Below are 24,397 nucleotides of genomic sequence, written 5' to 3'. Positions count from 1 at the left end.
TCATGACCACTATTATCAGAGATTTCACCAAAGAGCAGTTAATTGAGCACGCGCAAAATCACATCGCACATTCATCATGGGCGAAGGGGAAATTTGGAGAGGATTACAAAACACCAGCAACCGTAGAGCTGGCGCGTATCGCGCTGGCAGCGCTTACCGCTGAGCCTGTGGCGTGGACAGATGAGCAGGAATTAAAGGATGTAGAGAAAGACGGCTCAGGCTACCTGTTTACTGTTAATCCCATAACGCCGAACGCAGACCCGCGTCGCGTCATTAAGCTATACACCGTCCCGCCAGTGCAGGAGACAGGCGTTTACAAGGATATGCTCAATATCATCGGCCTGCTGGAAAACAACGAATGGGCCGAGCATTGTACGAGCACAGTTTTAGGTTCACTCCTGGAATCAGAAATAACGCGTCTGGTTAGTAAAGAGCTGCCTGCGGCAGCGCCGGTAGTGCCTGAGGATTTACGCCATTCATTTGAGGCCGTGGCACGACTCAATAACGAAATGTACCGCTGGACGTCCTGTATGTCTTACAACGGATCATATGTTGGTGAACCAGAAGGATTGCTCAAGCGTAATATTCGCGAGATTGAGCGCATTCTGGATTGCTGTAAAAGTGATAAAGGTGAATAAAATGAATGCTGAAATTAAACCCGCTCAGGATTATCGCGCTGTACTCATGGCGGGCGGTATGCCTAAAGAATGTGCCGACAGACTGGTTGCTTATCTGGATGATGAAAAGCCAGTTGAGAATGATATTGAAAAGTTGCTCGTTAGTGATTTGAAAATTCAGATGGCTGAGGCGCTCAGCCTGTCATGGATTATACGGGAACTCAGAAGGATAGCTACAGGTGAGGATAAACAGGCGGCAGTTGCCGCCCTGCAGATACTTCGTGAGCTTAGTTTTCGCTTACTCAAGGTCGAGCCGGTCTTTAATGAGTTTGGTTAACAGGCTCTTACTGACATCTTTAACCAGTTCAAACGGGGCTTCTGCAAACTCCTTTTTAAGTCTCTCAAGGATGGGTTTCTGATGAAGTGCGTTTGCAAAATCGTGACCTGCCTGGGTAAGCATGATTGGAACGGCTCTTCCACCAATCCCCCTGGAGGTAAACACAAAACCAAGTAGTCTGGGATCACCCGTTTCCAGGTTTCTGTTACAGATAAGTCCATTCTCTATAAGTAACAGTAGGTGGAAATGGAGAGATTCTTCTTCCGCGCCTTTCACCTCAAAGAAATTAAGTTCTTTCAGGGTAATAAAAGCGCTTGGTGATTCGAGGAAGGTGTCAAGAATTTTTGCAAATTCATCATAGTTAATTTTCATTATTTGCTCTCGTTTGTTGTTAATAACATGGCGGTGCTGCCACACTGCCTCTTTTTTTTGGAGGTACGATCATGGATCGCGCATCCCTTATCACGCTAATACACGTAGCCAAAAAAGATCTACGGCTGGACGCTGACACTTACCGCGACGCCCTGCGTGCTGCCGTCGGTAAAACCAGTTGCCGCGATATGACGCAAACGGAGTTGTCGAAAGTGCTGGCGACGTTCAAAAAACGCGGTTTCAAAGTACGTTCAAAGCCGCAAAACAGGGCTTTAAAACCCGCTACGGTGACCGCTAAAATCCGCGCTATCTGGCGTCTTATGTATGCTCAGGGTTTTCTTTCCAGTGACAGCGAAGCGGCGCTTAATGGCTGGGTCAGAAAACAGTCAGCCCCGCAGAACGGCGGCGAAGGTGTGGCAAACTATCAGTGGCTGGAGAGAGAACTGGCGCTGGCGTCTGATATGCTGGAGCGTCTCAAATGCTGGCACCGGCGCGAAATGCTCCGCGTTCTTGGTCTGTCGGAGCGCGAAAAAATCAGCTATGACCAGACCTGCCAGCGCTTCAAATCACACATCGCCGCCCGCCGTTAACCCAAATCCCGCCACAGCGCGGGATTTTTCCTTTATATTAAGGCATCACAGTTTAGGCTTGCTTGAGGTGCGTTATGGCTGAGGTACAGATGGGGATGTTTGAAGGCGATGAGCGCTTAAATGCGCTGATTGACCATCTTGATCACATTCCGGAAGATGAACTCAAAAAAAGCTGGCCTAAGATGCTGTTTGCGCTTGTTGAGGTTGTCAGCGCTGAGTTGCGTCGTCAGGGGCTTGAACCGGCGGAGGCTGACCGCCTTGCCCGTAAAACTATCGCTGCGCAGGCGGGTTATATGGGTGGCCGGGCTTATTACCTGCCGATGGGGGAATCTCTCTTTGCCGAACTGCGTAATCATGAGATTTACTCCCGCTGGTCGAAAAGAGAGCGTATTGAGAAGCTACGCCGCGAGTATCATATGTCTGAGACCCAGATTTACGCCATTATTCGCGAACAGCAAAAACGCTACCGCCGGCGTGTTCAGCCCGATATGTTTGATGCTAACCACCACTGACCGGCGTATGCCGGTTTTTCTTTTCTAAGTTACCGCAATCCTTAACCCTCTTCCTTCATTGTTACTCTCGGTACAGGTTTATTGCTGATGGAGTGACCCGTGCCGAAACTCCCCCCTGCGTTACGTAAAAAACTGATTGCCCTTGTGCTGGCCGGTGCCGGCACGGTTGGCATTGCCACCTCGTACACCGCGTACTGGGAGGGTAAATCGAATGCGACCTACATCGATCCAACCGGCACGCCAACCATCTGTTACGGGCATACCGGGCCGGACGTCAAACCCGGCATGGTGAAAACCGATGCCGAATGCCTTGCGTTGCTGAAACAGGATATGAGCTGGGCGTTCGCCGCCGTTCAGCGTTACGTCAAAGTGCCGCTCACGCAGGGGCAGACCGTGGCGCTGGCTTCCTGGGTGTTCTGGGCGGGCGAAACCAACTTCCGTAACTCCACGCTGCTACGTCTGATTAATGAAGGAAAGATGCCGGCTTCCTGCGGCCAGTACATCCGGTGGATCTATTCCAAAGGTCAGAAGCTGCCGGGACTGGAGGCGCGGCGTTCTGCGGATGAGTGGTTATGCCGTTACGACTTACCGCAGTCTTAGTTCATTACTGGCGGCCTGTGATGGTGTCGGTGCTGTGTGTCGTTCTGCTGTTGCGGGGTGTGTTATGGCTGGCCTGAAAGATGAATTGCCGCTTGTGGCGGTAGTGGTTGCGGTGATTTGTCTTGTTGTCGGGGTGTGGGCTGAACGTCAGCAGGTAAAGCAGCTACAGGCAGATAACGCCACTCTCACGCAACAACGCGACGAGGCCCGGCTCATTCTGAGTAATCAGCAGAACACCATGCAGTTTTTTAACACGCTCGGTAAGGCGGCCACAGATGAAAAACAACGTAATACGCAGCACAGCGAAACGGTCAGGGAGGAGATTCGTCCGGCGCTTGCCGCAGAGCCTGCGGCCCGTGTTGCTGTGCCTGCCGCTGCTGCTGACCGCGTGCGCGCCGCCGTCAGTGAAATACGTACAGGTGCCGCCGGTTCCGCTTCCCGCTGAATGGACGGCTGACTGTGTTGTGCCGCCGCTGCCGGAGCCTTTTACCTTCGGTGCTTCGGTGGACTACAACCTGCAACTGCTGGCGGTGGTGAAAAACTGCAACGTCGATAAAGCGAACATCCGCCGCGCCGAGGAGCAACGACAACATGAATTTACTGATGTGGCCGGAGCGTCTGTTCTTCCGGTCCGAAAGTGAGCGAAAGGAAAGTGATGTGGATGAATTAGATCGCGCCCAGGAGCTGGCGGCGCAGTTTAACGAGCGCTGTCTGGCTGAACATATGCGGCATGCGCATCAAAATACGCCAGTGTCGGCCGTTCGGTACTGTGAAGACTGCGACATTCTCATTCCGGCTGAGCGTCTGGCGGTACAGCCTGACGCCGTGTGTTGTGTGGACTGTCAGGCGTTACGGGAGGCTTACGGTGTGGATCAGCATCGTTAAAGACTATGCGGTGCCGATACTCTCGGCCACCGCGACGGCAGGCGGTATTTTCATGGCACTGATGCGCAAAACCTTTGTGCCGCGCGAGGCATTTGACAAGCTGCATGACCGCGTGGAGCGGGTGGAAACCCGCATTGCGAACTTGCCAACACAGGACGAAGTGAACCGGCTCAATGTGGAGATAGCGACGCTGCGGGGTGACCTGAAAGCGACCAGCGCCACACTGAAGTCCGTCTCTCACCAGAATGAATTATTGCTGGAACAGGCTGTAAGGAAGAATCCGCAATGAGCAATTTTATTACCGAAGACCAGCGTCTGGTCATTCTGCGATCGCTTGCCGACTACAACGGCGAACTCGGCGAATCCGTCCTGCAGGACTGCCTGGATGATTACGGACACAAAGTGTCACGCGACACCGTACATACCCATATGGCCTGGCTTGCCGAGCAGGGGCTGGTTCGTCTGCGTACCCTGAACGGCTATTACATCGCCGAACTGACCGGACGGGGCCAGGACGTGGCCGAGGGGCGCAGCACTGCGCCGGGTGTGAAAAAGCCGCGTGCGAGGGATTAGATCATGGATAAGCCGACCCGTGGCCGTGTGAAAAAAGCCGATCTTCTGCCTGACAGTATCCGTAAACCCCTGCTTGAGATGCTTCGCGAGAAGCGTTTCACGCAGGTACAGGTTCGGGAGGAGATTAACCGCCTTATCGAAGAGGCCGGACTTCCTGATGAAATGAAACTCAGTCGTGGGGCTGTGTGGCGTCTGGCATCAGAAAACGAAGAAGTGGCGCGCGACCTTCGCGATCTGCGTGAGCAGACAAAAGCGATGGTGGCGGAACTCGGCGACAAACCCACTGGCGACACCACCACGCTCATTCTTGAAATGACCCGTTCCATGCTGTTTCGCAAACTCCGCGCCGCCCGCCGTGACCTGGAAGATGACGGCGAGATCGATATTGGCCTGCTTAAAAATATCATGCTGGCAGTTCAGCGCCTGGAGAGTGCCGCCGAGCGCAGCATGAAGCGTGAAAAAGAGATCCGGGCTGCCTTTGCTGAAGAGATGGCGAAAGCCGTCACTGAGGAATTGCACGGTGTGGATGGGATGAGTGAAAAACTGGAAGCTCAGATTACGGGAATTCTGCTGGGTAAGGCGTGAGGTGGCTATGCAACGAAAATATGACTGGTACGCACTGTTATCCGATGCACATGAACAGGCGTTCAGAACGGCTTCATGCGTGAATGACAGTGCATTGCGTCGGTGTCGCTGTGCCGTCGAAAAGGTGATTGCTTCAGGAATTGATCGGGAGGTGTTCACCAGAGCGGCACTTGCTGTGCTGGAAGATAAGGTCAAAAAAGTATGAGTGACGAGCAAAAGCGCCTTGTTGCCCTGACTCCCCCCCGCAAAATCGACCTCGCCGAGCAAAAAGCCCTGCTGGGCGTTGACGTGCCTGAATCACTCGATCTCCCCAAACGTATGCCGGTGCTTCTCGGTTATCAGGCTAAATGGTTTAAAGACGAGAGTCAGATTTGTATTGCCGAAAAATCCCGTCGTACCGGTCTGACCTGGGCGGAAGCCGCCCGTAACGTTATTACCGCTGCAAAGCCAAAGAAACGCGGTGGTCGTAATGTATTTTACGTCGGTTCCAAACAGGAGATGGCGCTGGAATATATTTCTGCCTGCGCCCTGTTTGCCAGAGCCTTTAACCAGCTCGCGCAGGCCGACGTGTATGAGCAGACCTTCTGGGACAGCGAAAAGAAAGAAGAAATCCTGACTTACATGATTCGCTTCCCCAACAGCAGCTTTAAGATCCAGGCGCTGTCCTCGCGACCGTCTAACCTGCGCGGCCTGCAGGGGGATGTTGTCATTGATGAAGCGGCCTTCCATGAGTCCCTCGACGAACTGCTGAAAGCGGCAATGGCGCTCACCATGTGGGGTGCACGCGTGCGGATCATTTCCACCCATAACGGCGTTGATAACCTCTTTAATCAGTACATTCAGGAAGCCCGCGAGGGGCGCAAAGACTATTCGGTACACCGTATCACCCTCGACGATGCCATTGCTGACGGGTTGTATAAGCGCATTTGCTATGTCACTGGTCAGGTATGGTCGCCCCAGACGGAGAAGAAGTGGCGTGACGACCTCTACAGGAATGCCCCCAGTAAAGAGGATGCTGACGAGGAATACGGCTGCGTGCCGAAAAAGTCCGGCGGTGCCTATATTCCCCATGCGCTTATTGAGCTGGCGATGGTACGCGGCATTCCCATTCTGACCTTCGAAGCGCCGGAAGATTTTCTCAGCCGTGCGGCCTGGCTGCGCGAGTCTGAGATTAACGCCTGGTGTGAAGCGCATTTAAAACCGCTTTTAAACGCCCTTAATCCACGCTCGCGCTACAGCTTCGGCGAAGACTTTGCCCGTCGCGGCGATCTGACCTGCTTTACCCTGCTTGAAATCACCGAAGACCTGCAGAAGCGCGAAGCGTTTCGTGTCGAACTGCGCAATATGCCCTACGAGCAGCAGAAGCAAATCATGCTCTATATCCTGGAGCGCGTTACCCGACTTATCGGGGCGGCATTTGATGCCACCGGCAACGGCGGCTATCTGGCTGAGGCGGCGCTTGAGCGGTTCGGTCCTGAACTGGTTGACAGTGTGATATTGTCGGCGAAGTGGTACGGCGAGTGGATGCCGAAGCTGAAAGCGGAGTTTGAAGATCAGAATATCTTTGTTGCCCGCCACCAGACGACGCTTGATGACCTGCGTCATATCAAGGTGGTGGCCGGTACTCCGCAGATTGACAAGGGGCGCACCAAAGACGAGAACGCCACCGCTGCCGGCAGCCGTCGTCATGGTGACTTTGCGGTGGCGCTGTGTATGGCGAACCGGGCTTCTTATATGGATGGCTTCGTGCTTGATGACGAGGCGTGTCTGGCGATGCCGGAACGCGGGCGCACGATGGAAGACGCCGAAGACAGAGGACGGTTCTTTATGACGCCGGAGGAAGAAGACGCCGACAGCGCGTATCACGAATTTGAGCGGGGATGCTGGTAATGGGCAAAATTGTAGACCTGGACGGACAGCCGTTCGACTTTGATCCACAGATGCAGACGGCGGTACTGGATATCCCACAGATAGCGAACCGCTTTATTGAACACCCGGCATCGGGCATCACCCCGAACCGGGCGGCACAGTGTCTTCGCGCTGCCGAACAGGGCGACCTGATGGCGCAGTCCGACCTTGCGGCCGACATCGAGGAGAAAGACACCCACCTGTTCGCCGAACTCAGCAAGCGCCGGCTGGCGATACAGAGCGTCCCCTGGAGCATTGTGCCGCCGTCGAGCGCCACCGCGCAGGAAAAGAAAGACGCGGAGATGCTCGACGAGTACCTTCATGGCGCAGACTGGTTCGATGCGATGCTCTTTGATGCCACTGACGCCATTCTCAAGGGCTACAGTTGCCAGGAGATCGAATGGGGCCGCATTGGTCGCGCGTTTGTAATCAATAAGGTTATCTGGCGTGACGCGGCGCACTTCTGCCTCAATCCGCAGGATTTCAGCGAGCTGCGGCTGCGTGACGGCAGCGCCGAAGGCGTCCCGTTCCAGCCGTTCGGCTGGATTGTTCATCAGGCGCGATCGCGTACCGGTTACGCCGGTGCGCAGGGGCTGGTGCGCACGCTTATCTGGCCGTTTATCTTCAAAAACTATTCCGTGCGTGATCTGGCGGAGTTTCTGGAGGTGTACGGCCTGCCGATGAAGGTCGGTAAATATCCGTCCGGGGCCACGCCGGGCCAGAAAGCCGCCCTGATGCGGGCGGTGATGGAAATCGGACGGCGTACCGGCGGTATTATCCCGACCGGGATGAGTCTGGAGTTTGAGGCGGCGGCCAGCGGTCAGGCTGACCCGTTCCTGGCGATGATGCAGTGGGGCGAACGTTCCATTTCTAAGGCTATTCTTGGCGGTACATTAACCACAGATGCCGGCGACAAAGGCGCCCGCAGCCTCGGTGAAGTACATGACGAGGTGCGCAAAGAGATCCGCGATGCTGACCTGCGCCAGTTAACCACCACGCTAACCCGCGATCTGGTCTATCCGCTGTACGCGCTCAATACCACCCACGCGGTAGATGTTCGTCGCCTGCCGCGTCTGGCCTTCCAGACCAAAGAGCCGGGCGATATCACCAAAATCACTGCGGCCGTCGTGCAGCTCGGAGCCGGGATGCCGGTGCCGCTGGCGTGGATTCGTGACCAGACAGGCATACCTGAACCGGTCGGGGACGAGCCGGTATTTACCATCGCCAGCCCGGAAATGACCCTGCCACCGCCGGAGCGGCCGGAGCGTCAGGAAAAGCAGGCAGCGCTCTCGGCGCAGCTACCCGCGCCGGTCACAACCGGCCCGCGTGATGAACTCGACGACCTGGGTGATTCCGTTCCCGCCGGCGTTCTGCAGGCGGCGATTGATCCGGTGCTGGAGCCGGTTATCAACGCGATTAAAACGAAGGGGCTGGCGGACGCGCTGTCTGACCTGCCGGAACTGTATCAGCAGATGGACGATAAAAAGCTGATGGCACTGCTGACGGATGCGATGTTTGCGGCGGAAGTAAAGGGTATGGTGGACGACCTTGATTGATTTAGGTTACGCCGCCACCCTTGAGCCCAAAGAGGCGATCGCGTATTTCCGGGCTAAAGGGCAGCATATCGGCTGGAACTGGTACGAGACGGCCGCAGACGTTCACGCCCGCTCGTTTACGGTGGCAAAAGCCGCGCGTGTGGACGTGCTGACCACTATCCAGGATGAGGTGAACAGGGCCATATCGCAGGGTGTCAGTCAGCAGGAGTTTATCGATACCCTCGCACCCCGCCTGAAAAAACTCGGATGGTGGGGTAAACAGGTTATCGTGGACAGTGCCGGCAACGCCGAAACCGTCCAGCTTGGCAGTCCCCGCCGTCTGGCGCTGATATATAACGTCAATACCCGCGTGGCGTACAACGTCGGGCGCTATGCGCAACTGATGAACAGTACCGACACGCACCCGTTCTGGCAGTATGTGGCGGTGATGGACAGCCGCACGCGCCCCTCTCACGCCGCGCTTAACGGTCTGGTGTTCCGCTATGATGACCCCTTCTGGAAAACTCACTATCCGCCGAACGGCTGGAACTGCCGCTGCCGCGTCCGTGCATTGTCACAGGCGCGTATGGATGCGCTGGGTCTGAAAGCCACGCAGGGCGATAAATACCTCACCACGAAGAAGGTACAGGCGGCGGTGAATAAGGCGACCGGCGAAATCATTGATATGGACGTGACCACCTTCGCAGATGGTGCGCGCGTCATGACCCCGGATGTTGGCTGGTCATATAACCCCGGTTCGGCGGCGTTCGGCCTCGATCAGACGCTTATCCGTAAGCTGATTGAAGTCAAAAGCCCTCAGCTTCGCGAGATGGTGGTAAAAGAGCTGAACAACAGCCCGGAGCGGCAACTGGCGTTTCGTATCTGGGCGAAAAACATCATGGAAAGCCGACGCGGGGGTAACGATATCCGCACGCTGGGCTTTATGTCTGAATCCGTTGCAGGTGCGGTTGAGCAACGTACCGGTGAACCGCCTGCCCGACTGCTGGCAATGAGCGGTAAGAACGTGCTGCACGCCGACAGTGACAAGCATCACCTGACGGGGGTTGCGCTGCAGGCCGACGATTTTCAGTTGCTGCCTGCGCTGCTGGCTCATCCCGAAGCGGTATTATGGGACAAGTCTCACAATAACCTGATGTATATAGTGACCACAAAAGACGGTCTGGCAAAGATAGTGGTTAATGCACCTTTTGGTATTAAACGCCAGCCGGATCAGCTTGACGTAGTGATCAACACTTACAGAATTCGCGATGTCAGCGATCTTAAAGCTGATATTCGTAGTGGAAAACTGGAACTACTCGAAGGGGAAGTGGATTAGCGGTTAATGGCAGGGGTCGAACCTGCAAAAGTCCTTCGCCCGAAGGCTAGCACCACTTTACCAGTTAAGCGTACATCAACCGCTGACTACATTTTACGCTATTTATTCGCCGGGGGGCAACATGTCTACAATTGATGCCGCAGTGGTCATTGATGTTAAGCGCCTGCAGCGTGTGTTTCTGGAACTGCAGGCGATGGGTGATAACGGTAAGGGGCTAACCCGCTCCGTGGCGGCCAGCCTGCTGTCGTCGTCTGAAATGGCCTTTGAGCAACAAAAAGAACCTGATGGCGACAAATGGCATGAGTGGTCAGAGCCGTGGCGGGCATGGCGCACAAAGCACGGTTATATTCCTGGTAAAATCCTGACGCTGCACGGCAAGCTTGCCGGTGAAATGACCACTGACTACGGCGATACGTATGCGATGATAGGCTCCAGTGAGCCTTACGCGGCGATTCACCAGTGGGGCGGAACGCCTGATATGCGACCGGGGCCGGCGGCCATTCCTGCACGTCCGTATATGGGGTTTGATAAGGTTGCTGAAAAGGAAATCCTGAGCCTTATCAAAAAACGCTTTGAGAAGGCCGTGGACGCGTCGTAATTTTCCGGGGGTGTCTTCGTACTCCTGACGCATTTAAAACGCGCACAGCGATTTTTGAAACTGTTTTGAAACGGTTTGAAAATGGATCATCCCTGCGATCCATTTTCCCTGTCCTGTTTTTTACTGATTTACCGCAAACCCACCCTCTCGCCTGACCGTCATAAGCTGCCGGTCATGACGACGAACACCTTAAAAGCGACAGGCGCTCAGCGCCACACAGAGACCGCGGCTCTCTCGGCTTCACTGGCATCATCCGATGATGGATGGTGCCAGTTGCTGCCGGCCGGTCGGGTCAGAGCGCGCGACGGCAGGCCCAAAAAGCCCGCCGCGGGCTGGCTTATCAATAAAAAGTCCTGTGACCGTATTAAGGCCAACCTTGCTGCCCTTAAACAGCCTTTGCTGATTGACTACGACCACCACTCCGAAATTGCTCAGGAGAAAGGCATTAAGGCCGTGGCGGCCGGCTGGGTCAAAGCTGACAGCGTGCAGTGGCGTGAAGGCCAGGGGATTTTCATTAAGCCCACCTGGACGCCGCAGGCGCAGAAGCATATCGACGATCTGGAGTATGCCTATCTCTCGGCGAAGCTGGAGTATTACGTTGATAACGGCGAACCGGCCTCCATTCGTATTGCGTCCCTGACGAACGATCCAGCTATTACCGGTATGAAGTCCGTCGCGGCCCTCAGCGCTGACGACCTGTATGTAACCACCCCCTCGATGGAGTTAACCCCCATGAATGAGCAATTACGCCAGTTACTGGCGGCGCTCGGCCTGACCGTGCCAGACGATGGCGAACTGACGCCGGAACTTGGTACGGCAGCCCTGTCAGCGCTGACGGATATTCAGGCGAAAGCCGGCAAACACGACGAACTGAAAACGCAGGTTGCCACGCTGTCCGCTGAACTGGATACCGCGAAACAGGCCAGTACCACCGCCGCCGGTGACGTTGACCTGACGAAGTTCGTCCCGGTTGAGACCTACAACGCCCTGCGTACGCAGTACGTCACCCTGTCTGCTGAACACGGTACAACCACGCTTGAGCAGGTGCTGGATAAGGCCGAATCCGAGGGACGCGTATTTAAGTCTGAGCGCGGTTATTACGAAGGCCTTGGGAAACAGATTGGTGTTGCGGCGTTGTCCGCGCAACTGGACGCACGTCAGCCGATTGCCGCCCTGACCGCGAAACAGACGGACACGGTGAACGTGCCGAAGAAAGAAACCAAATCTGCCGCCCTGTCAGCGGAAGACCTTCAGGTAATGAAAATGCTCGGCAAGACCGAGGAAGAATTTCTTAAAGCTAAAGGGGTTAACCAATGAGTACACCAACCACCCCCGCCATGATTGAAGCCCTGTTTACGGGGTATAAATCCGATTTTCAGAACGGTCTGGGCATGGCGGCCTCGCAGTACAAACAGATTGCGATGACTGTCACATCCAACACCCGCTCCAACACCTTCGGCTGGCTGGGTCAGTTCCCGCACTTCCGGGAGTGGATCGGGACGCGTGTCATGCAGCAGATGGCCGCGCACGGGTATTCGATTACCAACAAAACCTGGGAAGATACGGTCGCGATTTCCCGCGACGATTTCGATGACGATATTCTCGGTATCTATTCCCCCATCTTCCAGGAAATGGGCCGCGCGGCGGGCTGCTTCCCGGATGAGCTGGTCTTCCAGGCGCTGGCGAACGCCGACAAAACCGCCTGTTATGACGGCCAGAACTTCTTTGACGCCGAGCACCCGGTCTACGAGAAGGTGGATGGCACCGGAAAAATGGTGCCGACGTCGAATCTGTTTACCGCGAAAGTTGGCGCAGCAGGTGCCACCACCGCTTACACCGGCCCCGGCTGGTATCTGATGGACTGCACCCGCGTCATTAAGCCGATCATCTACCAGAACCGCCGCAACCCGGAACTGGTGATGCAGGCCGACCCGAAAACGGGCGTGACTTTCACCGATAACCAGATTGTGTTCGGTGCATCCCTGCGATCCAACGTCGGCTATGGCTTCTGGCAGATGGCGCAGATGATGAAGGCCCCGCTCGACGGTGACATGTTCTGGGAAGCGTGGCAGGCCATTACGGACCGCAAGGCTGACGGTGGTCGTCCGCTGGGTCTGCGTCCGTCCGTTCTGGTGGTGCCGCCGTCTCTTGAGAAAGTCGCCACCAAACTGCTTGAGCGCGAGCTGACCGTTGATGGTGGCGCCACCACCACCAACGAACTCAAGGGCAAGGTCTCGCTGGTTGTTGCTAACTGGATGCCGGCCGCGACGGCTGCCACGGCATAACCCGTTTCACGGCGGGTTCATCCCGCCTTTAAATCGTTTTCAAAGGGGGTAAAAGTGCCATGTCAGAACAGGAAAACAACGCTGCTTTACCGGGCGGCGCAACGGATAACCCGGGGACTGACGGAGATAGCCAGGTTACTCCGTCAGGCTTTTTTATCGTTGAGGTTCGTTGTCCGCGTGAGCGCTACATTCGCGCCGGCATCCGCTTTATACGCGGTAAACAGACGCTTGAGAACGTGCCACAGGCCACGCTCGATATCTTACAGGCTGACCCATGCCTCATTGTGGTGTCGGTTCAGTCGGCAGCCGCGCCATCTGGTGAGGCTGGCGTGCAAAACCTGGTGGATGTTGTCAATGCAGGCAGTGATGTGACGCCAGCCGAGATTAACAAGGCGATAGATGCGCTGATTGCCCGCGCTGACCCGCAGAGCTTCACCAAATCCGGCGTGCCGGGCGTAAAGGCTGTCAGTGATGAGCTGGGCCAGCCCGTCACCAAAGCACAGGTGGACGCCGCATGGACGGCGCGCCAGGAGCGCCAGAAATGATGTACGCCAGCGCGCAGGATATGCGGGACAGATACGAAAATCTTGATGATCTCTTGAGGCTGCCGGGAACGGACGACCTCAACGAGAAGAAGTTGTCGCAGGCGCTGAATGATGCCGGCGCGCTGGCTGACAGCTATCTGTCGGCGAAATATACCCTGCCGCTGGCCGTTGTGCCGCAGGTGCTGGTACAGCACTGTTGCGCCGTTGCCTTTTATTACCTGTGCGACCAGCAGCCTTCCGATCAGGCGCGCGATCGTTACCGCGAGGCGCTCACCTGGCTGCGGGAGGTGAAGAACGGCAGTATTCCGATTGGCGTGGACGAAGCCGGCAGCGCGCCAGAGTCTGACGACCTGCCGCAGATGCAGGCTGAAGCGCCGGTATTCGGGCGCAACCAGAAGGGGTTCATATGATTGCCGATACCGAAAAGGCTTATCTGGATCGTATTCGTTCCCTCTTTGGCAACCGCCTTAAAAAGGTGGACACGCATCCGGGCGACTGGAGCGAAGCTACCCTGAAAAAGCTGATGCTGCTGCCGCCTTCTGTGTATGTGGCGTGGCTGGGCGCCGGAGAACCGCGCACGCGTAACCGCATGGTGAGCCACTGGGTGTTCTACGTGGTCGGCAGCATGTTAAACGGCCGCGAGACAAACCGTATCGGGATGTATCAGATGGTGGCGGTTCTGCTGGCGGGTATGACGGGTTTTAAAGCGGGAACGGCCTCGCCGCTGGCGTTTGCCAGGGCGGATAACCTGGCTTCCGTGATTCAGAGTTCTGCCGGTGTGGTGCTGTACGCACTGCATTTTACCTGTGAAGAAATCATCGACCCGCTGACCGATATCAGCACGCTCGCTGACTTTCTTCGTCATTACGAGACGTTCGGCGAACCTGACGGCACACCCGCGTTTGAGGCGCATATCGACCTGCCGGGGTATGGGGAGGAGCGTCATGGGTAAATTGATGTTGTTTATCGCTGGCTGCCTGGCAATTGCCGGTAACGTGGCGTGGCCGTGGTTCCTGTTAATCGGAGTGATTTTGTTATGAAAACCTTCTTTATTAAACCTGCGCCGGGACGCATGGTTCGCGACCCTGACACGCTGGAATTTTTAAAGCCTGGCGGTGAGGAGAAACCCTTCACCCCGTACTGGTGCCGCCGGCTGGATGACGGCGATGTGCTCGAACTCAATCCGAATGAGGCGCAGCCAGCCGTGACCGCCGGAAAAGCGAAAGTGACTGACGCTAACGCTGACGCCGTGGAGAAAAAAGCATGATTGGTTTTAACGAGATCCAGAACGACAACCGTATTCCACTGGCGCAGATTGAGTTTGACAACTCAATGGCGGTGGTGGGAACACCCGCACAACACCAGACGGTACTGATGTTCGGTCAGGCAAACCTGAAAGGTGACAAGGTTGACGGGGCCGGGCAGCTCGATACGCCGGTACGTATCACCCGCGATTCGCAGGCCAGCAGCCTGTTTGGTCGTGGCTCAATGCTGGCCTGGATGGTCAAAGAGTTTATCGCCATTAACCCGGATACCGAGCTGTACGTGATTGCTCAGGGAGCCGGGACCGGTAAAGCTGACGCCGGCAGTCTGACACTGAGTGGCACGGCCACCGGTGACGGTGTGCTCAGGGTCTACGTTGGCGGGCGTCGTTACCAGGTGGCAGTCACCAGCGGCCAGCAGGGTAAGGCACTGGCTGACAAACTGGCCGCGCTGATTAATGCCGATCGCGATGCGCCCTTTACGGCGGCGTCTGCGGCTCCCGCCGGCGCTGATGTGGACGCTACAAGCAGCGTGGTATCGATGACCTCCCGATTTATCGGTGAGTGCTCCGCTCACGATATCCGCCTGAACTATTACGACGGTGAAACCACGCCGGACGGTCTGACGGTGGTGATTGCGCCGCCGGCGGCAAAAGCCGCTAACCCGGATATCACCCGCAGTGTCGCGAATATGGGCGAACGTCAGTACAACTATGTGGTGATGCCGTATAAGGACCAGGCTAACCTCAACATCCTCAGCGCCGAACTGCTTAAACGCTGGGGGCCGGTGAAAATGTCCGACGGCGCGGTATGGATGGCGCATACCGGCACGCAGGGCGAAATCACCGCGTTCGGTGAGTCCCGCAACGATTTCTTGTTTACCTGCAGCGCCGTTCCCAAAGCGCCCGAACCGGATTACATCTGGGCGGCGTCCATCTGTGCGACCTGCGCGCCGTCGCTGTCCATCGACCCGGCCCGGCCGCTCCAGACGCTGGCGGTGTCGTCACGCATGGCTCCTCAGCTTGCTGACCGCCTGACCCGCGAGGAGCGTAACCTGCTGCTGCACGGCGGCATTGCGACCGTCACCGTAGCGGCTGGCGACGTGGTGCAGATTGAGCGCCAGGTGACGATGTACCGTGTCAATAGATACGGTGACGTTGATCCGAGCTATCTCGATATCGAAACCATCTACACGCTGGCGTACCTGCGTTACTCCCTGCGCACCTTCGTCACACAGCGATTCCCGCGCCACAAACTGGCTGATGACGATACGCCTGTGGCACCGGGACAGCCCATTGTGACGCCCAAAATCATGTCGCTGCAGCTTATTGCGCTCGGTGAGGAATGGGTTGATCAGGGATTAGTCGAGAACCTGGACACGTTCAAAAAGAATCTGCTGGTAGAGCGTAATACCAGCGATCGTAATCGTCTTGATGTGCTGTGTACGCCTGACCTGGTTAACCAGTTCCGGTTCTTCGCCGCACAGCTTCGTTTCATTCTGTGAGGTAGACAATGGCAGGAAATCAGTATCAGGGCGTGGCGACCATTCGCGTGAACGGCAGCGAGTACGCCACGCTGGACGGAGCGACTTTTACCCCGTCCGGTCATGAACGCGAGGTGGTTAAAGGGGCCGGGGTTTACGGTTATCGCCAGAAACCCAAAGAGGCCACGCTGGAGTGTAAGTTCCCGGCGGGCGGTGATGATTCTCCCGGCACCAGTGATATCAATACCTGGACAAGCGTCACTATTGAGGTGGTAACCGATGTGGGCGAGGTCCATATGATGACAAAGGCGTGGAGTTCAGAGCCTGCGTCCCTGACCGGTAACGGCGAGATCTCCGCAAAGTTTGCCTGCGCCAAAAGTACCCGCGTGCAGTAAGGAGTAAGACATGACCGCAAAGACACGAAAAACACCCCCGAAGAAAGATGCCGGCGAGAACGATCAGGCGGTACTGAATGCCATTCAGCAGGCGCTGGACGGTGATGACCCGCGCACGGCGGGACTGACGGAACAGTTACAGAAAGGCTACGTAGACCTGCTCGATGGCCTGCCGTTCGGCGAGGGGCGCGAGTACCGCGTCACCTTCCGCGAACTGTCGGCGAAAGACTCTATTGATGCGGAAACCGAAGCGGAACGCTACATCGAGACCCGTAATGGTCCGGTGCTGATTGCCTCCCCGTCATTGCGCGGCGTGGCGCTGCTGCGCCGCCAGATTGCCGCCGTGGGCGAAATCGAAGGACCGCTCTCGCTGCTGCAAATCGGGCAACTGAGCGAGCGTGACCTGTCCCGTCTGATGGTGGCGGTTAACCTGCGCGATACGGCGCTGGCCGGAAAGCTGGCAGGTGACAAGGGGCGACTGGGCGCGGTGCCGGAATGAGTTAGAGGAAGCAGCGATCGTGCTGGGAATGGTCACTAAAGGCGGCCCGCAGTGGGCACTTGGCCTTCCCTTATCGCAGCTTTACCGGCACTGCAGACAGGCAGAAAAAATCATTAAACGACAGAACGCATAACCGCCGATGAAGAACCTGAAAGCCTCGTTGATTGTCGATTTACTCGGCAATATCTCCACCAAATCCCGCCAGTGGTCGCAGGACCTGGGAGTGTTTTCGCACGCCGGTCAGCGCGGTCTCGGCGGTGTGGGGACAGCGGTGCGTCGTCTCGGTGGTGAAGCGGAAGTCACCAGTTCCCGTATGCGCCAGGCGTTCAGGGGAATGCGCGGCGGCATTCATGCGGTCTCGGCGGACATGGACCGCCTGAAGCTGAGTGCGGAAGGTGTTTTTAGTTCGCTTACCCGCCTGTACGGTCTGATTACAGGTGGCGCGCTGGTTTACGGGTTCAAGCGGTTGTTTCTCGATCCCGCGTCCCATATGGAGAATTTTAAAACCCGCATCACCTCGCTTAACCACGGTGACGCGACCGCCACGGACAGCACCATTAAGTGGGCCAGACAGAACACCCAGGAAGCGCCCTGGAGTATGAGCCAGATCCTGGAAGAGTACGCGGTCACGCGCGGTTACGGGATGAGTGACGCCGAGTCCCGTAAGTACGTCCATATGCTGGAAGACCAGGCCGGTCGTCACGGCTGGAACAAGCAGATGATCGAAGGCGCGTCCCTGCAACTGCGCGAGATGTATTCCCGCGGCAAAATTCAGGGACAGGATGCCAACCAGCTTGCCGGTTACGGTATTAACGTTTATCAGGTGCTGGCTGAAAGGCTCCACACTAAACCTGGCGTGATTCGCGATCTGGGCGAAAAAGGCAAACTGGGGCCGGACACTATCCGGTTATTCTTCCAGATATTGCAGGAACAGTCTAAGGGCGCGGCCAAGATAGCATCCGGCACCTGGACGGGTATGGTCATGCGTATGCAGTCGGACTGGGAACAGTTCGCTCAGAGTGTCATGGACACCGGCCCGTTCAAGTTCCTGGAAACCCAGATGAACGGCATTCTCGATACGGTTGCCGACATGCAGAAATCCGGTCAGTTTGACGGGCTGGCGAAGGATGTTGGCGAGGGAATGCTGACGGCGTTCCTGTCTGCAAAGGATGCCGTGACCTGGCTTGTTGAAAAAATCAAAGCCGCACGCCAGGCGTTAAAACAACTGCGTGACGACGGCTACGGTAAAACCCTGGACAATATCGCCAGCGGTGCAAAAAACCTCGCCAAATACCTTCTGCTGGTCTATGCCGCCCGTACTGCCCTGCGTTTTGGTCGTGCGGTCGGTCTGGGCGCGTTACGGCTGGCGGCTACTCCCGTTCGCTACGGTCTCGCCACTGTTGGCGCTGTCACATCCCCTTTCCGCAAACGCCAGCCTGTCATTCCCGGCGCTGCGCCCGGACGTGGCGGGCGCTTCATGAATTTCCTCTCAGGTGTCAATCCTGCGGCCGTGCAGCCGGTATTTGTGACGAACTGGCCGGCGGGTGCGCTGGCCGGTGGCGGGGGCAATGGCGGTAATACCCTGATTGAGGAAGGCGGCGGTAAAAAACGCCGCAGCGGGCGCACCAAAAAAGGCCCCGGCAAGGGGCGCGGTGTTTCAACGGTGGTTACCGCCGGCGAAGAGCTGGCCGAAAGCGCCGCCAAAAAAGGTCTTTTCGGGCGTATGGCGTCCCGTGTCGGCGGCTGGTTCGGCAAAATCCCCGGCCTCAGTAAGGCTGGCGGTCTGCTTTCTGCTGCCGGCAGCAAGCTGGGACTGGGTAAGGTGGCGGGCTGGCTCGGTAAGGGCGGGAAACTTCTGGGGCGTTTTGGTGGCGGTGCGTTTGGTGCTGCGCTGCTGGCGGCTCCCACACTGCTTGACAGTCAGGCGACGACCCATGACAAGGGCGCCGCCGTGGGTTCCGGGGTTGGGGCTGTTGTCGGTGGTGCGCTGGGGACGTTCGCAGGTCCGGTCGGGACTGTGATTGGTTCAACTGTGGGCAGCTATCTCGGCGATTACCTGGGTGGCTGGCTCACAGACGCGTATCAGAAAATCACCGGCGGGAATGATAACGGCAGCGGACAGGCCATTCAGAAAGCGAGCGCCCGTGTGGAACTGGTTGCGCCGGAAGGCTGGCAGGCCCGCAGTATTGATATTGATGACTCCGATCCGTTCGGTCTTGATATGAATTTCTACAGCGGAGGCAACTATGTCCCTTACGGGTAAAGGCAGCTTCCGTAACGTTCCCTTCCTTGTCTATAAGGAACAACGGGAGCGCGGTGGTCGTAATATCGTTAAGCGTGAGTACCCGCTGCGCGAATCCGGCGGCGCGGATGACCTCGGCCCTAAGCTGCCGGCGTTCACCTTTACGGTGATTGTTGAGGGAGACGACGCGCAGGCACAGCGTAAGGCGCTGCGTGACGCGCTGTATGCTCCCGGTCCGGGCGAGCTGGTTCATCCCGATTATGGCGCTTTGAGTGTTCTTATAGACAACTTTGAAAGCCGTTATAACGTGTCTGAACAGCGCGTGGTTGAGTTCACCATCAACGCCACCCCGCAGGCGAACGACACGGCCCCGGATGCGAAAAAAGACACCGCCAGCGCGCTGGCCGCCAGTGCCGGCGGCGGGCTTAACAGCGTATTCAATACCCTTGCAGATGGCTGGGCGGTGGTATCTGACAATCTTCACGATCTGCAGGCGATGGCCGATACGGTCAGTGAAAAAATTGACGCGCTGCAGAACACGGTCAGCAGCGTCGGGATCATGCAGGATATCAGCGCCTTTGCTGCCTCATTTACTGCCATGAAGGGCAATATTACCTCACTGATTACCAGCCCGTTACGCATGGCACAACAGTTTGCCGGGGTGTTCAGCGGCCTGATTGCGCTGCCCTCGATGCCGGCAATGTCCCTGCTCAAAAGACGCCACAAATCCGCCCGTGCCGGGCGTCCGGCCTCACCAGTCACCCCCGGCACGCTGGCGGTCACGCTTGTGCCGACTTCCCCTTCCGGGAGTTTTGATTTGCCGGATACGGCCGTCAGAATCCAGGGGGGGACGCAGTTATACCATGCGCTTTCCACGCTGCATGACGCGCTGGTTATCCAGGACGGCCAGCGCAGCCTGAATGGTCTGACACCGGCAGCACAGGCGAATATCCGTCTGTTGCAGTCGGTGCTGAAAAGTGCCGTTGTACTCGCTCAGATACAGACGGCGGGCAGCCTGCTGACCCTCACCGTCAGTCAGTCCGGCGCGCCGGCAAAAGCGGGCGTCGGCACTACAGCCACATCTGCGGTTACGGTCCCGCTTCTTGAGAGCGCGGCGGATGTGCAGACGGTCAGTCGTTCGCTTGGTAATGCGCTGGATGCACAGGTGCTGGAATTCTCCGGTCAGGGTTATCCCCGCACGGCGCTCTCGCTGCGTGAAGCCCGCCTGGCGCTGGTTGAGGATTTAACCACGCGCGGGGTGCAGTTGCCGGGGATGTCATCGGTGACGGTTCGCACGACGGAGCCGGCCCTGGTGACGCTGTACCGGGCCACCGGTGACAGCGTGCAGTGGCAGCGCTTTGTCCGCCGCAACGGCATTGTCAATCCGCTGTTTGTGCCGGGGGGTGATGTGGTGGAGGTGATTAGTGAGCCGCGTTGAGTTGTTTATCGGGGGCAGTATCTTCTCCGGCTGGGTGAGCGTCAGCATCCGCCGTTCGCTGGAGCATCTGGCCGGCTCCTTTGAGCTGGAGTTAATGATACCCGGTCAGCCCGTCCCGGACAGTATCACCCCGGGGCTGCCGCTGAAATTACAGATTAACGGTGTGACGGTCATTACCGGTTATCTCGATACCGTGAAGCACAAAATTACCGCCACCAGTAACAAAATCACCATTGCCGGCCGCGACAAAACCGGCGATTTGGTGGACTGTTCTGCCGTCTTTAAGGGCAGCCAGTGGCACAACCGCACGCTGGAGCAGATTGCCTGCGACCTGTGTAAACCCTTTGGTATCCGGGTTATCTGGCAGGTCAGTGACGCCACGGCCGCAAGGCCGTTTGCCACCTTTACCCTGCAACTGTCCGAAACGGTCAGCGATGCGCTGACCCGCGCCGCCCGTCACCGTGGCGTACTGGTCACCAGTAATGCCGATGGCGACCTGGTGTTTACCCAGGCGGGCAACCGACAGACCGACACGCTGGAGCTGGGTAAAAACCTGCTGGACGCGGATTTTACTGATGACTGGCGCAACCGCTACAGCGAATACCAGGTGAAAGGTCATGGCGGCGGCGGTGGTCACAAAGGCGAGGCAAAAGCGGCGGCGTTGCTGGCGGCGCCCAAAGGTACGACGGATGATAAGACTATCACTCGTTACCGCCCGAAAGTGATCCTCGCCGATCACAAAATTACCGCAGACGGGGCCCGCCAGCGAGCCATACGGGAAGAACGGCGCGCCATTGCGCGTTCTGAGCGCTTTATCGCCACGGCCAAGGGGTGGTTTCGGGACGGCGGCGCGCTGTGGGATGTGAACCTGCTGACCCGCGTTATTGCCCCCCGCGTGAACGTGGACACGCGCGACCTGCTGATTTGTCAGGTGGAATTTACGCTCAATGCGAAGGAAGGTGAAGTGACCCGCCTGACGCTTGCCCCGCGTGACGGCTTTATTGTGCCAGCAGAACCTGACAGCAGCGGTACTGGTGGCGAAGGGGGCGGCGTGGACGCCTGGATCTTACAGCAGATGAAAAAACAGGGAATTAAATTCGATGATGAATGATGACATCCTGCAGCGGATGCTTGCTCCCCTGATGCGTGGCGTTCGCCTGCTGTTCGGGCGTGGCGTGCTGACCGGCACGAACGACGGGCTGAAGATGCAGAACGCGCAGATGACCTCGCTCGACGGTGAGACGTTTGACGACGTGGAGCGCCCGCAGCAGTACGGACAAATCAGCGTCCCGCTGCCGGGGGCGGAGACCTTTTTTGGCTGCCTGATGGGCGACAGGGATCAGGCTGTTATCCTGGTGGTTGAAGATAAACGTTACCGCCCGACAGGACTTCCCGACGGCGACAGCGGTATTTACCACTACGAAGGCCACCGCCTGCGCCTGACAAAAGACGGTCGCGCCATTCTGACGTGTAAAACGCTGGAGGTGTATGCCGACGATCACATCCTGTTTGACAGTCCTGAGGGCACCTTCACTGGCAACCTGACGGTGCAGAAGAACCTGACTGTACAACAGAACACCCATATTCAGGGCAATCTGGCCCTGGACGGCACCGGGAACGCCAAAGGCCATTTCACCATGTCGGATGCGACCATTGCCGGTGTGACCTACAGTGGCCACATCCATCACGAGAACGGTCGTGGCGGCAATACGGGAGGTCCGCAAAATGGCTGATATTGCGATTGTCTGGCGTAACGGTCGCGGCAACCTGGTGCTGAACGGCCCCGACCTGCTGACGGATAACAGTATTGAAACCGCCGTCATTATCTCGCTCTTTACCGACCGTCGCGCGCAACCGTCTGACCCGATACCGGACGGCACCACCGACCGGCGCGGATGGTGGGCAGACAGTTTTCGCCCGCGTCCCATCGGCTCGCGCCTGTGGCTGCTGAACCGCGAAAAGACGGTGCCAGCCGTTGTGGAAAGGACGGCGGCCTATGCCGATGAGGCACTTGCCTGGATGAAGCTGGCTGGACTGGTGAGGTCGGTCACCTGTACGGCCGCACGCGTGGGCCGTGACCGCCTGCAGCTTTCAGTATCACTTGTTATGCCTGACGGCGCACGTCGCCCGATGGCTTTTGAAGCGGATTTAAAGGGGTTTTAAATGCCGTATCAACCCACACCCTTAGCACAACTGATTAACCAGACACAGCAGGATATCAGCCAACGACTGGAAGGCACCCTGCCGGGACTGGATGAAACCACGCTACATGCCATTGGTTATGCACAAGCGGGGCTGTCCGCCCAGGAGCATGAGCATCTGGCCTGGATTGCGCGCCAGATAATCCCGTCCGACGCTGACGAGGCTGAACTACTGAAACACTGCGCCTGGTGGGGGGTTGTCCGTAAACCCGCCTCGCGTGCCGATGGTCCGGTACAACTGACGCTGACTGACACTGCGACAGCGGAGACCGGCGCAGAACTGCAACGCAGCGACGGCACCCTGTACCGTATCACCGAATCCACAAGCGGCGGAGCCGGGACGCTGACGGTCAGTCTGGTGGCGGTTGAACCAGGTGCGGCCGGTAATGCGCCAGCGGGTACATTGCTGACGTTTATCACCCCGCAGGCCGGGATTGTGCAGGCGGCCACTGTCACAGGTTCAGGTATTACCGGTGGCGCGGATGTGGAGTCCCTGTCTGAGTTGCTTTCCCGTCTTGAATTTCGCGTACAGTACCCGCCGTCAGGCGGCACAAAGTACGATTTTGAACGCTGGGCGCGCGAAGTACCGGGCGTTACCCGTTCGTGGTGTCTGCCGGAATGGCCGCAGGCGGGCAGTCTGGGTGTGACATTTGTGATGGATAATAACCCCGATATTTTCCCCGGCGAGGGGGATGTGGCTCGCGTGGCAGAGTACATCAAATCCCACCCTGACCCGGCGACGGGTCAGCCGGTCGGTCAGGCATTGGGGCCGGTGGTGAAGGTGTTTAAACTCACTAATCACCCTGTCGCGTTTCAGATAAAGATTGCGCCGAACACACCAGAGAACCAGCAGGCCGTGAGACAGGCGCTCACCGACCTGCTTTATAACGAAGCCAGACCGGGCGGTATTATCCTGCCGTCGGCGTTCTGGCGGGCGGTTGCCGGTGTGAAGATGCTGGATGATTTTGAACTGCATTCCCCGCTGGCGTCTGTCAGCGCCGGCGCGACGGAGCTGCTTACCGTGGGGAGTATTGCATGGCTGTGATCCTCAGTCCACACCAGCGCGCACTGCTCCAGTTGCTCCCTGACGGGCTGGCGTGGAATAAAGCGCCGGATTCCGTGCTGGCAAACCTGTGTCTTGGTCTGAGTCAGTCCACGGCTCGTGTGGACTGGACGGGACAACAACTGCTCGATGAGCGTTTCCCGGACAGGTCGCACCTGCTGCTGGGTGACTGGGAGCGATTTCTTGGCCTGCCTGAATGCGATATGACCGGCGCCAGCCTGCAGGAACGACAAAGCTATGCCGGTAACAAGTACCGAATGAAGCCCTCAATTAACCGTGAGTTTTATATCCAACTGGCGGCGGGATTCGGGTTTGATATCGATATCCAGCCCGCACCGGAATCGCAGTGGATAAGCATTATTAATGTCAGAACCACCATTGGCTACCGGCATATGAATGTGCTCGACAACATTCTCACACCGTTGCGTATTTACGACGCCAGCGCCCTTGAGTGCATTCTGAACCGTTATAAACCAGCGTGGCAGACGTTTCGTTACGTCTACGAAAGCAGCCAGTCGCACGATAAGTAAGAGGTC

General features: G+C 57.3%; 33 protein-coding genes. 32 read left to right on the top strand and 1 reads right to left on the bottom strand.

From position 1 onward, the window contains the following. The first annotated feature begins 2 nt into the window (after positions 1-2). Positions 3-638 carry a hypothetical protein gene (locus tag BZK42_RS29020; protein ID WP_211280437.1) on the top strand — a complete coding sequence of 212 codons (636 nt, stop codon included), beginning with the start codon at positions 3-5 and terminating at the stop codon, positions 636-638. A gap of 1 nt (position 639) precedes the next feature. Continuing rightward, positions 640-954, top strand: coding sequence for a hypothetical protein (locus BZK42_RS01335; protein WP_080858624.1), 315 nt, complete (start codon positions 640-642; stop codon positions 952-954). Here the strand turns inward: BZK42_RS01335 and BZK42_RS01330 are convergent. Next, positions 916-1,326, bottom strand: coding sequence for a DUF2513 domain-containing protein (locus BZK42_RS01330; protein ID WP_080858623.1), 411 nt, complete (start codon positions 1,324-1,326; stop codon positions 916-918). The genes BZK42_RS01335 and BZK42_RS01330 overlap by 39 nt on opposite strands. A gap of 71 nt (positions 1,327-1,397) precedes the next feature. Here BZK42_RS01330 and BZK42_RS01325 point away from each other — a divergent pair, with 71 nt between their 5' ends. From BZK42_RS01325 to BZK42_RS01180, 30 genes are all read left to right on the top strand, one after another. Further along, positions 1,398-1,916 carry a gp16 family protein gene (locus tag BZK42_RS01325; RefSeq protein ID WP_080858622.1) on the top strand — a complete coding sequence of 173 codons (519 nt, stop codon included), beginning with the start codon at positions 1,398-1,400 and terminating at the stop codon, positions 1,914-1,916. 74 nt (positions 1,917-1,990) lie between these two features. Next, positions 1,991-2,428 carry a Mor transcription activator family protein gene (locus BZK42_RS01320; RefSeq protein ID WP_080858621.1) on the top strand — a complete coding sequence of 146 codons (438 nt, stop codon included), beginning with the start codon at positions 1,991-1,993 and terminating at the stop codon, positions 2,426-2,428. 99 nt (positions 2,429-2,527) lie between these two features. Continuing rightward, positions 2,528-3,028 (top strand): lysozyme, encoded by a 501-nt coding sequence (locus BZK42_RS01315; RefSeq protein ID WP_080858620.1) that lies wholly within the window; start codon positions 2,528-2,530, stop codon positions 3,026-3,028. Positions 3,029-3,092: 64 nt separating this feature from the next. After that, a complete protein-coding gene (locus tag BZK42_RS01310) occupies positions 3,093-3,473 on the top strand; it encodes a DUF2570 family protein (protein WP_080858619.1) in 381 nt (126 codons plus the stop codon). Next, positions 3,433-3,669 (top strand): Rz1-like lysis system protein LysC, encoded by a 237-nt coding sequence (gene lysC, locus BZK42_RS01305; protein WP_249025121.1) that lies wholly within the window; start codon positions 3,433-3,435, stop codon positions 3,667-3,669. Before BZK42_RS01310 ends, lysC begins: the two co-directional genes overlap by 41 nt. A gap of 16 nt (positions 3,670-3,685) precedes the next feature. After that, positions 3,686-3,913: a TraR/DksA C4-type zinc finger protein gene (locus BZK42_RS28120; RefSeq protein ID WP_249025120.1), complete on the top strand. Its 228-nt coding sequence runs from the start codon at positions 3,686-3,688 to the stop codon at positions 3,911-3,913. Further along, a complete protein-coding gene (locus BZK42_RS01295; RefSeq protein WP_080858616.1) occupies positions 3,894-4,202 on the top strand; it encodes a DUF2730 family protein in 309 nt (102 codons plus the stop codon). The genes BZK42_RS28120 and BZK42_RS01295 overlap by 20 nt, the downstream gene beginning before the upstream one ends. Then, complete coding sequence (locus BZK42_RS01290) at positions 4,199-4,486, top strand: VpaChn25_0724 family phage protein (RefSeq protein ID WP_080067308.1); 288 nt, start codon at positions 4,199-4,201, stop codon at positions 4,484-4,486. The genes BZK42_RS01295 and BZK42_RS01290 overlap by 4 nt, the downstream gene beginning before the upstream one ends. 3 nt (positions 4,487-4,489) lie before the next feature. Continuing rightward, a complete protein-coding gene (locus BZK42_RS01285; protein ID WP_080858615.1) occupies positions 4,490-5,071 on the top strand; it encodes a DUF3486 family protein in 582 nt (193 codons plus the stop codon). A gap of 7 nt (positions 5,072-5,078) precedes the next feature. Next, entirely contained in the window at positions 5,079-5,276 is a 198-nt protein-coding gene (locus tag BZK42_RS01280) for a hypothetical protein (RefSeq protein WP_080858614.1), read from the top strand. After that, the gene (locus BZK42_RS01275; protein ID WP_080858613.1) at positions 5,273-6,961 is read left to right on the top strand and encodes a hypothetical protein; all 1,689 of its coding nucleotides are present in this window, start codon (positions 5,273-5,275) and stop codon (positions 6,959-6,961) included. The genes BZK42_RS01280 and BZK42_RS01275 overlap by 4 nt, the downstream gene beginning before the upstream one ends. Continuing rightward, positions 6,961-8,535: a DUF935 domain-containing protein gene (locus BZK42_RS01270; protein WP_080858806.1), complete on the top strand. Its 1,575-nt coding sequence runs from the start codon at positions 6,961-6,963 to the stop codon at positions 8,533-8,535. Before BZK42_RS01275 ends, BZK42_RS01270 begins: the two co-directional genes overlap by 1 nt. After that, a complete protein-coding gene (locus tag BZK42_RS01265) occupies positions 8,528-9,850 on the top strand; it encodes a phage minor head protein (protein WP_080858612.1) in 1,323 nt (440 codons plus the stop codon). The genes BZK42_RS01270 and BZK42_RS01265 overlap by 8 nt, the downstream gene beginning before the upstream one ends. Before the next feature lie 121 nt (positions 9,851-9,971). Continuing rightward, positions 9,972-10,448: a phage virion morphogenesis protein gene (locus BZK42_RS01260; RefSeq protein ID WP_079813630.1), complete on the top strand. Its 477-nt coding sequence runs from the start codon at positions 9,972-9,974 to the stop codon at positions 10,446-10,448. Positions 10,449-10,622: 174 nt separating this feature from the next. Next, entirely contained in the window at positions 10,623-11,765 is a 1,143-nt protein-coding gene (locus BZK42_RS01255; RefSeq protein ID WP_249025119.1) for a phage protease, read from the top strand. Continuing rightward, on the top strand, positions 11,762-12,733 hold the full coding sequence (locus BZK42_RS01250; protein ID WP_080858610.1) for a Mu-like prophage major head subunit gpT family protein: 972 nt from the start codon (positions 11,762-11,764) through the stop codon (positions 12,731-12,733). The genes BZK42_RS01255 and BZK42_RS01250 overlap by 4 nt, the downstream gene beginning before the upstream one ends. A gap of 59 nt (positions 12,734-12,792) precedes the next feature. Continuing rightward, positions 12,793-13,278 (top strand): HI1506-related protein, encoded by a 486-nt coding sequence (locus tag BZK42_RS01245; protein WP_080858609.1) that lies wholly within the window; start codon positions 12,793-12,795, stop codon positions 13,276-13,278. After that, complete coding sequence (locus BZK42_RS01240) at positions 13,248-13,688, top strand: gp436 family protein (RefSeq protein ID WP_249025118.1); 441 nt, start codon at positions 13,248-13,250, stop codon at positions 13,686-13,688. Before BZK42_RS01245 ends, BZK42_RS01240 begins: the two co-directional genes overlap by 31 nt. Further along, the gene (locus BZK42_RS01235) at positions 13,685-14,230 is read left to right on the top strand and encodes a phage protein Gp37 (RefSeq protein ID WP_080858607.1); all 546 of its coding nucleotides are present in this window, start codon (positions 13,685-13,687) and stop codon (positions 14,228-14,230) included. Before BZK42_RS01240 ends, BZK42_RS01235 begins: the two co-directional genes overlap by 4 nt. Positions 14,231-14,314: 84 nt before the next feature. Then, positions 14,315-14,545 (top strand): DUF2635 domain-containing protein, encoded by a 231-nt coding sequence (locus BZK42_RS01230; RefSeq protein ID WP_080858606.1) that lies wholly within the window; start codon positions 14,315-14,317, stop codon positions 14,543-14,545. Continuing rightward, positions 14,542-16,044, top strand: a complete 1,503-nt coding sequence (locus BZK42_RS01225) for a phage tail sheath subtilisin-like domain-containing protein (protein WP_080858605.1) — start codon at positions 14,542-14,544, stop codon at positions 16,042-16,044. Before BZK42_RS01230 ends, BZK42_RS01225 begins: the two co-directional genes overlap by 4 nt. A gap of 8 nt (positions 16,045-16,052) precedes the next feature. Continuing rightward, positions 16,053-16,418 (top strand): phage tail tube protein, encoded by a 366-nt coding sequence (locus BZK42_RS01220; protein ID WP_080858604.1) that lies wholly within the window; start codon positions 16,053-16,055, stop codon positions 16,416-16,418. Between the two features lie 10 nt (positions 16,419-16,428). Further along, positions 16,429-16,917 (top strand): phage tail assembly protein, encoded by a 489-nt coding sequence (locus BZK42_RS01215; protein WP_080858603.1) that lies wholly within the window; start codon positions 16,429-16,431, stop codon positions 16,915-16,917. 139 nt (positions 16,918-17,056) lie between these two features. Then, on the top strand, positions 17,057-19,180 hold the full coding sequence (locus tag BZK42_RS01210; protein WP_080858602.1) for a tape measure protein: 2,124 nt from the start codon (positions 17,057-17,059) through the stop codon (positions 19,178-19,180). Beyond that, positions 19,164-20,597, top strand: coding sequence for a DNA circularization protein (locus BZK42_RS01205; RefSeq protein ID WP_080858601.1), 1,434 nt, complete (start codon positions 19,164-19,166; stop codon positions 20,595-20,597). The genes BZK42_RS01210 and BZK42_RS01205 overlap by 17 nt, the downstream gene beginning before the upstream one ends. Beyond that, complete coding sequence (locus BZK42_RS01200; RefSeq protein WP_080858600.1) at positions 20,584-21,708, top strand: phage baseplate assembly protein; 1,125 nt, start codon at positions 20,584-20,586, stop codon at positions 21,706-21,708. The genes BZK42_RS01205 and BZK42_RS01200 overlap by 14 nt, the downstream gene beginning before the upstream one ends. Then, entirely contained in the window at positions 21,701-22,330 is a 630-nt protein-coding gene (locus tag BZK42_RS01195) for a phage baseplate assembly protein V (protein WP_080858805.1), read from the top strand. Before BZK42_RS01200 ends, BZK42_RS01195 begins: the two co-directional genes overlap by 8 nt. Continuing rightward, positions 22,323-22,760, top strand: a complete 438-nt coding sequence (locus BZK42_RS01190; RefSeq protein WP_079796639.1) for a phage GP46 family protein — start codon at positions 22,323-22,325, stop codon at positions 22,758-22,760. The genes BZK42_RS01195 and BZK42_RS01190 overlap by 8 nt, the downstream gene beginning before the upstream one ends. Further along, complete coding sequence (locus BZK42_RS01185) at positions 22,761-23,843, top strand: baseplate J/gp47 family protein (protein ID WP_080858599.1); 1,083 nt, start codon at positions 22,761-22,763, stop codon at positions 23,841-23,843. Next, positions 23,834-24,391, top strand: coding sequence for a YmfQ family protein (locus BZK42_RS01180; protein WP_079796637.1), 558 nt, complete (start codon positions 23,834-23,836; stop codon positions 24,389-24,391). The genes BZK42_RS01185 and BZK42_RS01180 overlap by 10 nt, the downstream gene beginning before the upstream one ends. Positions 24,392-24,397: the final 6 nt, after the last annotated feature.

Source organism: Citrobacter braakii, from assembly GCF_002075345.1.
Lineage (GTDB): Bacteria > Pseudomonadota > Gammaproteobacteria > Enterobacterales > Enterobacteriaceae > Citrobacter > Citrobacter braakii.
The sequence above is the reverse complement of the archived record's forward strand: the minus strand, read 5'-3'. Positions and strand labels throughout refer to the sequence as shown.

Coding starts and splice junctions, on each gene's coding strand:
- BZK42_RS29020 (WP_211280437.1), top strand. CDS start 3: ATGACCACTATTATCAGAGATTTCACCAAAGAGCAGTTAATTGAGCAC.
- BZK42_RS01335 (WP_080858624.1), top strand. CDS start 640: ATGAATGCTGAAATTAAACCCGCTCAGGATTATCGCGCTGTACTCATG.
- BZK42_RS01330 (WP_080858623.1), bottom strand. CDS start 1,326: ATGAAAATTAACTATGATGAATTTGCAAAAATTCTTGACACCTTCCTC.
- BZK42_RS01325 (WP_080858622.1), top strand. CDS start 1,398: ATGGATCGCGCATCCCTTATCACGCTAATACACGTAGCCAAAAAAGAT.
- BZK42_RS01320 (WP_080858621.1), top strand. CDS start 1,991: ATGGCTGAGGTACAGATGGGGATGTTTGAAGGCGATGAGCGCTTAAAT.
- BZK42_RS01310 (WP_080858619.1), top strand. CDS start 3,093: ATGGCTGGCCTGAAAGATGAATTGCCGCTTGTGGCGGTAGTGGTTGCG.
- BZK42_RS01290 (WP_080067308.1), top strand. CDS start 4,199: ATGAGCAATTTTATTACCGAAGACCAGCGTCTGGTCATTCTGCGATCG.
- BZK42_RS01285 (WP_080858615.1), top strand. CDS start 4,490: ATGGATAAGCCGACCCGTGGCCGTGTGAAAAAAGCCGATCTTCTGCCT.
- BZK42_RS01280 (WP_080858614.1), top strand. CDS start 5,079: ATGCAACGAAAATATGACTGGTACGCACTGTTATCCGATGCACATGAA.
- BZK42_RS01275 (WP_080858613.1), top strand. CDS start 5,273: ATGAGTGACGAGCAAAAGCGCCTTGTTGCCCTGACTCCCCCCCGCAAA.
- BZK42_RS01270 (WP_080858806.1), top strand. CDS start 6,961: ATGGGCAAAATTGTAGACCTGGACGGACAGCCGTTCGACTTTGATCCA.
- BZK42_RS01260 (WP_079813630.1), top strand. CDS start 9,972: ATGTCTACAATTGATGCCGCAGTGGTCATTGATGTTAAGCGCCTGCAG.
- BZK42_RS01255 (WP_249025119.1), top strand. CDS start 10,623: ATGACGACGAACACCTTAAAAGCGACAGGCGCTCAGCGCCACACAGAG.
- BZK42_RS01250 (WP_080858610.1), top strand. CDS start 11,762: ATGAGTACACCAACCACCCCCGCCATGATTGAAGCCCTGTTTACGGGG.
- BZK42_RS01245 (WP_080858609.1), top strand. CDS start 12,793: ATGTCAGAACAGGAAAACAACGCTGCTTTACCGGGCGGCGCAACGGAT.
- BZK42_RS01240 (WP_249025118.1), top strand. CDS start 13,248: ATGGACGGCGCGCCAGGAGCGCCAGAAATGATGTACGCCAGCGCGCAG.
- BZK42_RS01235 (WP_080858607.1), top strand. CDS start 13,685: ATGATTGCCGATACCGAAAAGGCTTATCTGGATCGTATTCGTTCCCTC.
- BZK42_RS01230 (WP_080858606.1), top strand. CDS start 14,315: ATGAAAACCTTCTTTATTAAACCTGCGCCGGGACGCATGGTTCGCGAC.
- BZK42_RS01225 (WP_080858605.1), top strand. CDS start 14,542: ATGATTGGTTTTAACGAGATCCAGAACGACAACCGTATTCCACTGGCG.
- BZK42_RS01220 (WP_080858604.1), top strand. CDS start 16,053: ATGGCAGGAAATCAGTATCAGGGCGTGGCGACCATTCGCGTGAACGGC.
- BZK42_RS01215 (WP_080858603.1), top strand. CDS start 16,429: ATGACCGCAAAGACACGAAAAACACCCCCGAAGAAAGATGCCGGCGAG.
- BZK42_RS01210 (WP_080858602.1), top strand. CDS start 17,057: ATGAAGAACCTGAAAGCCTCGTTGATTGTCGATTTACTCGGCAATATC.
- BZK42_RS01205 (WP_080858601.1), top strand. CDS start 19,164: ATGTCCCTTACGGGTAAAGGCAGCTTCCGTAACGTTCCCTTCCTTGTC.
- BZK42_RS01195 (WP_080858805.1), top strand. CDS start 21,701: ATGAATGATGACATCCTGCAGCGGATGCTTGCTCCCCTGATGCGTGGC.
- BZK42_RS01190 (WP_079796639.1), top strand. CDS start 22,323: ATGGCTGATATTGCGATTGTCTGGCGTAACGGTCGCGGCAACCTGGTG.
- BZK42_RS01185 (WP_080858599.1), top strand. CDS start 22,761: ATGCCGTATCAACCCACACCCTTAGCACAACTGATTAACCAGACACAG.
- BZK42_RS01180 (WP_079796637.1), top strand. CDS start 23,834: ATGGCTGTGATCCTCAGTCCACACCAGCGCGCACTGCTCCAGTTGCTC.